Raw genomic sequence first — 12,426 nt, 5'->3', positions numbered from 1 at the left:
GGAACTCTCCTAGGGGGCGTGCCGGCCCCGGACGCCCAGACCTTCGTCGTCCGAGTCCGTCCACAGGGTGGCGTCGTACGGCGCTTCGCTGATCGTGATGACGCCGTCGACGGGTTCGGTGCGACCGGCGGCTTCGAGCGGCGCAGGCCCGGCTTCCGCCCCGCGCAGCCGCGCAAGGCTCCGCTCCAGCCGGCCGACGGTGCGGACCAGGTCGTCGAGGCAGTGCTGAATCGCCGTCAATTCTTCGTGCAGTGACATGACTTGCTCTCACTTCCGCGGTCGCGGGTGGTCATGCTCATGCGCCTGAGAGTGTCGCGCGTCACACCCCGGTTGTGAAGAGTGCGGGCCCTCCCGGTCTCGCGGGGTTCCGCCGCGCGGGTGAGGTTCGGGGCCGGTGACGCCGTGTCTGCGCCGCCTCTCGCGCGGGTGCGCCTTCAGTGGACGGACGGAACCAGTGTGATCAACTGCATATGCCACCAAACACGCATAATCCTGCCCATCCGCGTGCGGGTGGGCAGGGCCGGCCCCGGAGGTATCAGCCATGTCCCACGTCGGCGTCCCGCGGGGGACGGCCCGAAAGCGCCGCTCACTCGCGCTCCTCACGACGGGTGTGCTGACGCTCCCCGTACTGGCCGGCTGCAGCTCCGACGACAGCGGCGGCCCGGCCGCGGCCGTCGTTCCCCAGGACATCGCGGTCGCGGCCCGGAACCTGGTCGCCGCGGGGGGCACGGTCAACTGGGCGATCGACGCCCTGCCCGCCACCCTCAACGCCTTCCAGGCCGACGCGAACAGCTCCACCACCCGCATCACGGGCGCCCTGCTGCCGACGCTCTTCCCGCTGGACGCCAAGGGCAGGCCGCAGATCGACCGGGACTATCTGGAGTCCGCGAAGGTGGTCGAGCGCGAACCCAGGCAGGTGGTGCTCTACCGGATCAACCCGCAGGCGGTGTGGAGCGACGGCCGGGACATCGGGGCGCCCGACTTCGTGGCCCAGTGGCGGGCGCTGAGCGGCAAGGACTCGGCGTACTGGACCGCCCGCAACGCCGGCTACGAGCGGATCGAGAAGATCGAGCGCGGCGCCGACGACCAGGAGGTCCGGGTCACCTTCGCCAAGCCGTACGCGGACTGGCGCTCGCTCTTCTCCCCGCTGTACCCCAAGGAGGTGACCGGCTCCCCCGACGCCTTCAACGACGGCGCGCGGACCACCCTCAAGGCCACTGCGGGACCGTTTCGGCTGGGCAGCGTGGACACGGCGAAGGGCGAGGTCACCCTGGTCCGCAATCCGCGCTGGTGGGGCAGCCGGGCCAAGCTCGACTCGCTGGTCTTCCGGGCCGTCAAGCCGCAGGACCGCACCGAGGCCCTGACCGAGGGGAAGGTCGACGTCGCCGACATCGACGCCGCGGCCGCGCACCGGATCGTGCAGGCGGCCCGCGACAGCGGCGGGAACGGACAGCCGCTCGCCCAAGGCCCCGGCTCCGGGACCGGCCCGGCCGCCGCACTGCGCTCCTGGGCCGAGGCACACGGCTCGGACGAGAAGGCGGCGGCGGCCGCACAGGCTGTCAGGGAGAAGAACCGGGCAGCCGCCGAGGCGTACGCCACCGAACAGGGCAAGCTGCGCGCGTATGCGGTCCGCAAGTCGCTGGAGCCCGCCTACACCCAGCTCGCGCTGAACGGCGAGTCCGGGCCGCTCGCCGACGAGCGGGTACGCAGGGCTGTCGCCCGGGCCCTGAACCGCCAGGAGCTCGTCGACACCGTACTCAAACCGCTCGGCCTGCCCGCCACACCGCTCGGCAGCCACCTGGCCCTGGCCGGACAGCCGGCGTACAAGGACAACAGCGGCGCACTCGGCGGCCAGGACACCGACGAGGCCCAGGCGCTGCTGGCCGACGCGGGCTGGACGCGGGAGGGCGCGGTCAAGAAGCCGGGCGGCGCCAAGGCGGGCAGCGAGGCCGGGAAGAAGGGTGCGAAGGACAAGGACACCACCGCCGGGAAGGACGACAAGACGGCCCCGTCCGAGAAGCCCGGCAAGACCGGCAGCAAGACCGACGACAACAAGCCCGGCGAAGGCGACCGAGCCGGCAACGCCCCCCAGGTCCTCGCCCCCGCCCCCACCGCCGCGTTCCACAGCGCCGCTCTGCTGCGCCAGGCCGGATACCTGGCCGCGACCGGCACCTCCGAGGACGTCCGCTCCGAGGCCGCCGCCCAGGACCAGCGGCCGGACGGCGCCACCGGTGCATACGCCCCCGCGGGCACCGCGGCCCCCGCCCAGGCCCCCGACGCGCGCCGCGGCCCGCTCGGCAAGGACGGCAAGGCGCTGACCCTGCGCTTCGTCCTGCCGGCCGGTCCCGGGTCGGAGCCGCTGCGTGCCGTCGGGGACAAGATCTCGGCGATGCTCGATTCGATCGGCATCCGTACGTCCATCACCAAGGTCTCCGACGACAGCTACTTCCAGGACCACATCGCTTCCGGCGACTACGACCTGGCGCTGTACTCCTGGCCCGCCACCGCCTACCCGGCGACCGACGACCGCCCGATCTTCGCCAAGCCGGTGCCGGCCACCGACGGCTCCCTGCTGGTCGAGCAGAACTACACCCGCGTCGGTACGGACCACATCGACCAGCTCTTCGAGCAGGCGGTCTCGGAGCTCGACGAGGGGACCGCCCGGGACTTGATGAAACAGGCGGACGCCCGGATCTGGGCCGCCGCGGGATCGATTCCGCTCTATCAGCGTCCGCAGCTCGTGGCGACCGACAGGAAACTGGTGAACGTCGGCGCCTTCGGCTTCGGCGTGCCCCACTACCAGGACATCGGTTTCAAGAAGCCGCAGTCCGCCGGAGCTCCGGCAAAGAAGAAGAAGTAGCAGGTCAGAACGGCGCCGGAAGCTCAGAACTGGCTCAAGTCCCTTGCCCGCCGGGGTCCCCGGCGGGCAAGGTCGTGTCCTGTCCGGACCCGAGATGCTTGCCCCCACACGCCCCCCACGGGACCTTGCGGAGCCCCCACGGATCCCCCCACGGATCCCTCCGCATTCCCCTCTTCCCGCCATGCACACCCACCTGGCACAGTCCCGATACTGAGGTAATACCGGCCGAATATCGGTTGAAGAGTGGCTTAAGACCGGTCTCGCGAATCGGCCCGGGAAGCCCGGGACGCGCCAGCCCCGTACCATGGGGGGTAGCCGTGGCGCGTCCGCCCGGCGGGCGTACGAGGACCCGAGACCGACTGAGACGCCTGATCCCACGATCCGAGAGAAGCGCAAGCCACCCATGCCCACGCGCCACGACATCCGTAACGTAGCCATCGTCGCCCACGTCGACCACGGCAAGACCACGCTGGTCGACGCCATGCTCAAGCAGGCCGGCGCCTTCGCCGCGCACGCCGCCGAGCACCTCGACGACCGCATGATGGACTCGAACGACCTGGAGCGTGAGAAGGGCATCACGATCCTCGCCAAGAACACGGCGGTGAAGTACCACCCGAAGGATGGCGGCGACGTCATCACCATCAACATCATCGACACCCCCGGCCACGCCGACTTCGGTGGCGAGGTCGAGCGCGGCCTGTCGATGGTGGACGCGGTCGTCCTGCTGGTCGACGCGTCGGAGGGCCCGCTCCCGCAGACCCGCTTCGTGCTCCGCAAGGCGCTGACGGCTAAGCTGCCGGTCATCCTCTGCATCAACAAGACGGACCGTCCGGACTCCCGGATCGCCGAGGTCATCGACGAGACGTACGACCTCTTCCTGGACCTGGACGCCGACGAGGACCAGATCGAGTTCCCGATCGTCTACGCCTGTGCCCGTGACGGCGTCGCCTCGCTGACCAAGCCGGAGGACGGTACCGTCCCTCCGGACAGCGACAGCCTGGAGCCGTTCTTCAGCACGATCCTCTCCGCGGTCCCGGCCCCGGAGTACGACGACGACGCGCCCCTCCAGGCCCACGTCACCAACCTGGACGCCGACAACTTCCTCGGCCGTATTGCGCTGTGCCGTGTCGAGCAGGGCGAGCTGCGCAAGGGCCAGACCGTCGCGTGGATCAAGCGCGACGGCTCGATGTCCAATGTCCGCATTACAGAGCTCCTGATGACCGAGGCGCTCACCCGTAAGCCCGCCGAGAAGGCCGGTCCGGGCGACATCTGCGCGATCGCCGGTATCCCGGACATCATGATCGGCGAGACGCTGGCCGACCCGGAGAACCCGATCGCGCTGCCGCTGATCACGGTCGACGAGCCGGCCATCTCGATGACCATCGGTGCGAACACCTCGCCGCTGGTCGGCAAGGGCGGCAAGGGCCACAAGGTCACTGCCCGGCAGATCAAGGACCGTCTGGACCGGGAGCTGGTCGGTAACGTCTCGCTCCGTGTCCTGGAGACCGAGCGCCCCGACGCCTGGGAGGTCCAGGGCCGTGGTGAGCTCGCCCTGGCCATTCTCATCGAGACCATGCGCCGCGAGGGCTTCGAGCTCACCGTCGGCAAGCCGCAGGTGGTCACCAAGCAGGTCGACGGCAAGACGCACGAGCCGATCGAGCGCATGACGATCGACTCCCCCGAGGAGCACCTCGGTGCGATCACGCAGCTGATGGCGACCCGCAAGGGCCGCATGGAGACGATGACGAACCACGGTTCGGGCTGGGTCCGCATGGAGTGGATCGTCCCGTCCCGCGGCCTGATCGGCTTCCGTACGGAGTTCCTGACCCAGACCCGCGGCACGGGCATCGCGCACTCCCTCTTCGAGGGCCACGAGCCGTGGTTCGGCGAGCTGCGCACGCGTCATAACGGCTCGCTGGTGGCGGACCGTGCGGGCGTCGTGACGCCGTTCGCCATGGTCAACCTCCAGGAGCGCGGTGTCATCTTCACGGAGGCCACCACCGAGGTCTACGAGGGCATGATCATCGGCGAGAACTCGCGCGCCGACGACATGGACGTGAACATCACCAAGGAGAAGAAGCTCACCAACATGCGTGCGGCTTCCGCGGACACCACGGAGAACGTGGTGCCCGCCCGCAAGCTGTCGCTCGAGCAGTCGCTGGAGTTCTGCCGCGACGACGAGTGCATCGAGGTGACCCCGGAGACGGTCCGTATCCGCAAGGTCGTCCTGGACCAGAAGGAGCGCGGCCGCTCCGCGTCGCGCGCCAAGCGCTGAACCGAGCGCCTGCGCCCGGTCCGGTTCGCCGGAGCGGACGCAGGACGCGTCGGACTTGAGGCCCGGCCTCCCGCACACCGTGCGGGAGGCCGGGCCTTTGTGGTGAGGCTCCACCCGAAAGTGGCGGTTCATGCCGTACGGACGGACATGTGTGTGCTGTTGCGAACGTCTGTCCGCTGTCACATTTGCGATGGCAGTGTTCCTGTTCGGTACGGATGGCTCAAACATTCCTCAAATCGCTGGCGCTGTCGTGCTGTTGAGCGTCATGCTTGCACCTGTCGCACCGAACGGTGGGGTTGGGGTTGCAATGCGAATGATTGTTGATTCGCGGAAGCAATGAATTCGGGCGCAGGGGGCGGTGGTGTTCGCCGTGCCGTCTGCGCAGAACGAAATGGGGAATCTTGAAGATGCGTATCGCTTCGGCGGTTGCCGGGACCGCACTTGTCGCCTCGGCTCTGGTCGCCGTGCCGGTAACCACGGCAAGCGCCGCGCCGATCATCTGCGATCCGGGCAGCCGCTCGGTCAGCTGGGTCACGGCGAGCCACAGCCGCGTGCTCACGCACGATCCGAAGGGGCTGGAGAAGGAGTACTCGGGCGGCAAGAAGACGTACAGCCGGACCGTTACCCACGAGAAGACGCTGTCCGCCACCTGGGCCGTCACCGGCGGGGCGTCCGCGGGCTTCTCGGTGGGCAAGGTGCTGGCGAGCCTCGACGCGAATGTGGAGGGCAGCTATACGCACTCCAAGGGGCACACCACGACCAAGAGCATCACTGTGACGGACGAGCTCACCAAGAAGGGCCGGTACTGGTTCTACGCGGGTAGGCTCCAGGCGTCGGGGTACTGGCAGGGGTACCGGTGCGACCGGGGCACCAAGTGGATCAAGCAGGCGCACGGCACGGCGAAGACGTACGGCGCACTGGTCGAAGGGGCCACCCGCTGCGGCGAGAAGGTCAGCAAGAAGAGCATCGCCAACCTGGTGCAGAAGAAGTACTGCTGACCTGACAGACAGGCCGGTTGCGTATGCGCCCCGCTGATCCGCCCACACGGCGCCGGCGGGGCGCTTGTGTGTCTTCGTGGCCGGTGAAGCGAGCCCGGACGCATCGCCCGCCGGCGCACAACCCGTTTTTGTGGGCCAGACGTCCGGTTATCGGGCGTCGCTCTCCGGAACATGTATTAACGGTCCGTTTCGGGGGTGTCTGTCTGGGATCACTTTGTCCGCATTTCGGGTCTACGCGTGCGATTGATGTTGTCAAAACGAGACCCTTTAAGTGTGGTTTACGGCCTGGGTTGTACTTGATAGTTGGCTCGTTGAGCTCGGGTCAATGGGTCATGCACTGTGGGGAGTGCCGACTCACGAGCACACTCGGGGCACTTGGGTGTCATTGCCGTCAGGGGTGTCGGCGAATGCCCAAGGCCCTTCTTGTAGATCAGTGGACTCATGAGGAGGAACCCATGCGCGGTGCCAAGAGTGCGAAGTGGGTCGTGGGGGCGACCGTTGTCGCCCTGGCCGCGACTGCCTGTGGTGGCGGTGGAAGTGATGGCAACAGCTCGGGCAAGGGCAAGGGCAACGGCGTCATCTCCATGGAGATAGGTGAGCCGCAGAACACGCTCATCCCGTCGAACACCTACGAGACCGAGGGCGGAGAGGTCGTCAAGGCCCTCTTCACCGGTCTCACCCAGCTGAACGAGAAGAACGAGGTCGTCAACGACCTCGCGCAGTCCATCACCACCAAGGACTCGAAGGTCTGGACGTTCAAGCTCAAGAGCGGCTACACCTTCCACAACGGTGAGGCCGTCACGGCCCAGTCCTTCGTGGACGCGTGGAACTACGCAGCCAACCAGGACAACGCGCAGCAGACGAACCCGCTCTTCTCGCACATCGAGGGCTACCGCGACCTGAACCCGGGCCCGAAGAAGAAGGTCACCAAGAAGGAGATGTCCGGCCTCAAGGCCGTCGACGCAACCACCCTGCAGGTGACGCTGGACGCGCCGTTCTCCGCGTTCACCTCGCAGCTCTCCTTCTCGGCCTTCATGCCGCTGCCCAAGGTCTTCTTCGACGACCCGAAGGCCTTCGGCGAGGCGCCGATCGGCAACGGTCCGTACAAGATGTCGGGCAAGTTCCAGCACAACGAGAAGATCAGCGTCGTCAAGTACGACAAGTACCCGGACGCCTCGAAGTTCGAGGTCAAGGGCATCGACTTCAAGATCTACTCGAACGCCGACACGTCCTACAAGGACCTGGTCGCGGGCAACCTGGACATCCAGGACACCATCCCGACCTCGGGTCTGGCCACGTACAAGAAGGACCTTCCGGGTCGCACGATCGACGAGTCGGACTCCGGCGTCGGTTACATCGGCTTCCCGCTGAAGTACAACAAGGAGTTCCAGAACAAGGACCTCCGCAAGGCCCTCTCCATGGCCATCGACCGGAAGACGATCGCCGAGAAGATCTTCCTCGGTTCGCGCATGCCGGCCGACGACTTCATCAGCCCGATCATCGAGGGCTACCGCCAGGGCGCGTGCGGCGACGCCTGCACGCTCAACCCGGCCAAGGCCAAGGAGCTCTACAAGAAGAGCGGCGGCCTGCCGAACGACACCCTGGAGATCGGCTACAACGCCGACGGTGACCACAAGGGCTGGATCGAGGCTGTCGCCAACCAGATCCAGCAGAACCTGGGCATCAAGGTCACGGCCAAGCCGTTCGAGCAGTTCCAGACCATCCTGAACGACCTGGACGCCAAGAAGTACAGCGGCGCCTTCCGTATGGGCTGGAACATGGACTACCCGAACATGGAGAACTACCTCCGTCCGATCTTCTCCAAGGACGCGATCGAGAACGGCTCCAACTACGCCGGCTACACCAACGAGAAGTTCGAGCAGCTTCTCAAGGACGGCGATCAGGCGACGACGCCGGAATCGGCCATCAAGAAGTACCAGGAAGCGGACGACGTCCTGCTGGACGAGATGCCGTACATCCCGGTGTACTTCTACAAGCTCAACGCTGGCTACAGCAGCAAGATCAAGAGCATGAAGATCGCCGGTGGCGACGTCCTCTGGGACACCGTCAAGCTCAGCTGAGCGAGTAGTGCGATCCAGCCCCTTGAAGTAGCGGGCTGAGGGTGGGCAGGGGGAGTCCAGCACAGGAATCCCCCTGTCCACCCTTCCTGCCGTCCGCCGTCCGTTCTGCCACCCATGATCCCGGCACCGGACGAGTCAGCACCCCTCTGGAGAACCGATGGGCCGATTCGTCGTGCGCCGTATCTTGCAGGCGATCCCTGTACTGATAGGCGTCACGTTCCTCATCTTCTGTCTGGTCTTCGCCCTCAACGGCGATCCGATCCAGGCACTGGCGGGCGAGAAGCGCGCCGACCCCAACATCGCGGCGATGCTGCGCGAGCAGTACCACCTCAATGACCCTCTGGTCATGCAGTACTGGCACTACATCTCCGGTCTCTTCACCGGCGACCTCGGTACGACGTACACCGGTCGGCCGATCTCGGAGATCGTGTCCCAGCGGTTCCCGGTGACCCTGAAGCTCTCGCTGACCGCGTTCGTCATCGAAGCGGTCATCGGCATCCTGGCCGGCGTCTTCGCGGCGCTGAAAAAGGGCAAGTTCGTCGACAACATCGTGCTGATCAGCACGCTGGTGCTCATCTCGATACCGGTGTTCGTGCTCGGTAACGTGCTGCAGCTCGAATTCGGCGTCAACTGGAAGCTCACTCCGGTCGCCGGTATCGACCAGGGCTGGCCCCAGAGCTACATCCTCCCGGCCTTCGTGCTGGCCTCGACGTCGATGGCGTACATCGCCCGGCTGACCCGCGCCAGCATGATGGAGTCGATCCGTGCCGACTACGTCCGTACGGCAATCGCCAAGGGTCTGCCCCGTCGCCGGGTCATCGGGGTGCACACCCTGCGCAACTCGCTGATCCCCGTGGTCACGTTCCTGGGCATGGACCTCGGTGCGCTGATGGGCGGCGCGATCATCACCGAGCGGGTGTTCAACCTGCCCGGCATCGGCGGGCAGCTGGCCCAGTCCGTCTATCTGCGCGAGCGTCCCGTGGTGGTCGGTCTGGTCACCCTGCTCGTCCTGATCTACCTGGTGGCCAACCTCGTCGTAGACCTTCTCTACGCCGTGCTCGACCCGAGGATCCGCTATGAGTGAGAAGACCATCGAAAAGTCCGTCGCGGCCGAGGACGCCGTCTCGGAGAAGGCTGCCGCAGCCGAGGAAAAGGCCGCGGCCCGCCAGGCCAGTCTGCTCAAGGACGGCTGGATCGACCTGCGCAAGCGGCCGATGTTCATCTTCTGTTCGCTGATCATCCTGGCACTGCTCGCACTCGCGATAGCCCCCGGGCTGTTCACCTCGCGCTCCCCGTTCAGCGACGGTTTCTGCCAGCTGCAGAACTCGATGACCAAGCCCGGCAACGGTCACCTCTTCGGATACGACCTCCAGGGCTGCGACATCTACACGCGTACGGTCTGGGGCACCCGGAACTCGATCATCGTCGGTGTGGTCACCACCATCCTGACGACGCTGGTCGGCGCACTGCTCGGGATGATCGCCGGTCTGCGCGGCGGCTGGCTCGACGTGATCCTCTCGCGAGTGACCGAGATCTTCTTCGCGCTGCCGCTCATCATCGGCGCGCTGCTGATCATGTCCATCGTGGGCGGCGGCGACGTCTGGTCGGTCTCGGCGATCATGGCGGTGCTCGGCTGGCCGCAGGTCTTCCGCATCATGCGCGGCGAGGTCATCTCCAACAAGTACAACGACTACGTGATGGCGGCGCGTGCGCTCGGCGCGAGCACCAACCGGATCGCGTTCCGGCACATCCTGCCGAACACGCTCGCCCCGATCATCGTCATCTCCACGATGAACCTCGGTGTCTATGTCGCTTCCGAGGCGGCACTCTCGTACCTCGGTATCGGTATTCAGTCCCCGAACATCTCCTGGGGCCTGATGATCAGCGACGCGCAGGACCGGTTCCTCACCTCTCCGCACGCCCTGATGTTCCCCGCCGCCGCGCTCAGCATCACCGTGCTGGCATTCATCATGCTCGGTGACGTGGTCCGTGACGCCTTCGACCCCAAGATGCGCTGAGGAGGGCGTAAATGACCACCATCGACAAAACGGCATCCGTCCCCTCCCCGCGGGGTGAGGACAGCAGCGCTCCGCTGCTCGAAGTCCGCGACCTGCACGTCGAGTTCCATACTCGCGACGGTGTCGCCAAGGCGGTGAACGGTGTCAACTACACCGTCTCCGCCGGTGAGACCCTCGCCGTGCTCGGCGAGTCCGGCTCCGGCAAGTCCGTCACCGCACAGGCGGTGATGGGCATCCTGGACATGCCGCCCGGGCGGATCCCGCAGGGCGAGATCCTGTTCCGCGGCAAGGACATGCTGAAGATGTCCGGCGAGGAGCGCCGGCAGATCCGCGGCCAGAAGATCGCGATGATCTTCCAGGACGCGCTCTCCTCGCTGAACCCGGTCCTCACCGTCGGCTACCAGCTCGGCGAGATGTTCCGGGTCCACCAGGGCCTGTCCAAGAAGGAAGCCAAGGCCAAGTCCATCGAGCTGATGGACCAGGTCAAGATCCCGGCCGCCGCGGCCCGGGTCTCGGACTACCCGCACCAGTTCTCCGGCGGTATGCGCCAGCGCATCATGATCGCCATGGCGATGGCGCTGGAACCGGACCTGATCATCGCGGACGAGCCGACCACCGCCCTCGACGTGACCGTCCAGGCCCAGGTGATGGACCTGCTCGCGGAGCTCCAGCGCGAGTACAACATGGGTCTGATCCTGATCACGCACGACCTCGGTGTCGTCGCGGACGTCGCGGACAAGATCGCCGTGATGTACGCGGGCCGGATCGTCGAGACCGCCCCGGTCCACGAGATCTACAAGCGCCCGGCGCACCCGTACACCAAGGGACTGCTGGAGTCGATCCCGCGTCTGGACCAGAAGGGCCAGGAGCTCTTCGCGATCAAGGGTCTGCCGCCCAACCTGCTGCACGTCCCGACGGGCTGTGCCTTCAACCCGCGCTGCACCGTCGCGCAGGACATCTGCCGTACGGACATTCCGGTGCTCAGCCCGGTGACCGAGCAGGACGGCACCGAGCTGGTCGGCCGCGGCAGCGCCTGCCACTTCTGGAAGGAGACGATCCATGGCTGACATCAAGAAGGACTCCGTGGACGCCGCCCCGAACGACACCGAGGCGGAGGCGGTCGCCGCCATCGACGCGCCGGTGTCCAAGGGCGAGCCGATCCTCCAGGTCCGCAACCTGGTCAAGCACTTCCCGCTGACCCAGGGCATCCTGTTCAAGAAGCAGGTCGGCGCGGTCAAGGCAGTGGACGGCATCTCGTTCGACCTGTACCAGGGCGAGACGCTCGGCATCGTGGGCGAGTCCGGCTGTGGCAAGTCCACCGTCGCCAAGCTCCTGATGACGCTGGAGCGGGCCACCGCCGGCGAGGTCTTCTACAAGGGCCAGGACATCACCAAGCTGTCCGGCCGCGCGCTGAAGGCCGTACGACGCAACATCCAGATGGTGTTCCAGGACCCGTACACCTCGCTGAACCCGCGCATGACGGTCGGCGACATCATCGGGGAGACCTTCGAGATCCACCCCGAGGTGGCCCCGAAGGGCGAGCGGCGCCGCAGGGTGCAGGAGCTCCTGGACGTCGTCGGGCTCAACCCGGAGTACATCAACCGCTATCCGCACCAGTTCTCCGGCGGCCAGCGCCAGCGCATCGGCATCGCCCGCGGCCTCGCGCTCAACCCGGAGATCATCATCTGCGACGAGCCGGTCTCCGCGCTCGACGTGTCGGTGCAGGCGCAGGTCATCAACCTGATGGAGAAGCTCCAGGACGAGTTCAACCTCTCCTACCTCTTCATCGCGCACGACCTGTCCATCGTCCGGCACATCTCCGACCGGGTCGGTGTGATGTACCTGGGCAAGATGGCCGAGATCGGTACGGACACGCAGATCTACGACCACCCGACGCACCCCTACACCCAGGCGCTGCTGTCGGCGGTCCCGGTACCGGACCCGGAGGCCCGCGAGGGCCGCGAGCGGATCATCCTCGTCGGTGACGTCCCGTCGCCGGCGAACCCGCCGTCGGGCTGCCGCTTCCGTACGCGCTGCTGGAAGGCCCAGGACAAGTGCGCCACGGAGACGCCGCTGCTGGCGGTCCCCGAGCGCTTCAAGGCATCGACGACCCCGGCCGCGCACGAGTCGGCGTGCCACTTCGCCGAGGAGAAGGACGTCGTCGGCACGGCTTCGTAGTACGGAGCGTCCGACA

Annotated in this window: 9 protein-coding genes; 8 read left to right on the top strand and 1 reads right to left on the bottom strand. The window is 66.7% G+C overall.

What is annotated here, in order from left to right; translation table 11 throughout:
* Positions 1-9: 9 nt before the first annotated feature.
* Positions 10-258 carry a hypothetical protein gene (locus ACGFU7_RS18950; protein WP_393697165.1) on the bottom strand — a complete coding sequence of 83 codons (249 nt, stop codon included), beginning with the start codon at positions 256-258 and terminating at the stop codon, positions 10-12.
* 283 nt (positions 259-541) lie between these two features.
* Between ACGFU7_RS18950 and ACGFU7_RS18945 the strand changes: the two genes are divergently transcribed.
* The 8 genes from ACGFU7_RS18945 to ACGFU7_RS18910 all read left to right on the top strand — a co-directional run bounded on the left by ACGFU7_RS18945 (position 542) and on the right by ACGFU7_RS18910 (position 12,410).
* Positions 542-2,860 (top strand): ABC transporter substrate-binding protein, encoded by a 2,319-nt coding sequence (locus ACGFU7_RS18945; RefSeq protein ID WP_393697164.1) that lies wholly within the window; start codon positions 542-544, stop codon positions 2,858-2,860.
* Between the two features lie 403 nt (positions 2,861-3,263).
* Positions 3,264-5,135: a translational GTPase TypA gene (typA, locus tag ACGFU7_RS18940; protein WP_327126628.1), complete on the top strand. Its 1,872-nt coding sequence runs from the start codon at positions 3,264-3,266 to the stop codon at positions 5,133-5,135.
* Positions 5,136-5,542: 407 nt separating this feature from the next.
* Positions 5,543-6,133 carry a hypothetical protein gene (locus ACGFU7_RS18935; RefSeq protein ID WP_393697163.1) on the top strand — a complete coding sequence of 197 codons (591 nt, stop codon included), beginning with the start codon at positions 5,543-5,545 and terminating at the stop codon, positions 6,131-6,133.
* Between the two features lie 455 nt (positions 6,134-6,588).
* A complete protein-coding gene (locus ACGFU7_RS18930) occupies positions 6,589-8,214 on the top strand; it encodes an ABC transporter substrate-binding protein (RefSeq protein WP_393697162.1) in 1,626 nt (541 codons plus the stop codon).
* A 157-nt stretch (positions 8,215-8,371) separates the two neighbouring features.
* A complete protein-coding gene (locus ACGFU7_RS18925; RefSeq protein ID WP_393697161.1) occupies positions 8,372-9,298 on the top strand; it encodes an ABC transporter permease in 927 nt (308 codons plus the stop codon).
* Complete coding sequence (locus ACGFU7_RS18920) at positions 9,291-10,232, top strand: ABC transporter permease (protein WP_393697160.1); 942 nt, start codon at positions 9,291-9,293, stop codon at positions 10,230-10,232. The genes ACGFU7_RS18925 and ACGFU7_RS18920 overlap by 8 nt, the downstream gene beginning before the upstream one ends.
* A gap of 11 nt (positions 10,233-10,243) precedes the next feature.
* Positions 10,244-11,299 carry an ABC transporter ATP-binding protein gene (locus ACGFU7_RS18915; RefSeq protein WP_393697159.1) on the top strand — a complete coding sequence of 352 codons (1,056 nt, stop codon included), beginning with the start codon at positions 10,244-10,246 and terminating at the stop codon, positions 11,297-11,299.
* Positions 11,292-12,410: an ABC transporter ATP-binding protein gene (locus ACGFU7_RS18910; protein ID WP_393697158.1), complete on the top strand. Its 1,119-nt coding sequence runs from the start codon at positions 11,292-11,294 to the stop codon at positions 12,408-12,410. Before ACGFU7_RS18915 ends, ACGFU7_RS18910 begins: the two co-directional genes overlap by 8 nt.
* Positions 12,411-12,426: the final 16 nt, after the last annotated feature.

Source organism: Streptomyces sp. NPDC048473 (assembly GCF_043200155.1).
Taxonomy (GTDB): Bacteria; Actinomycetota; Actinomycetes; order Streptomycetales; family Streptomycetaceae; genus Streptomyces.
Note: the sequence above shows the minus strand (reverse complement) of the source record. Positions and strands in the feature narration are given on the sequence as shown.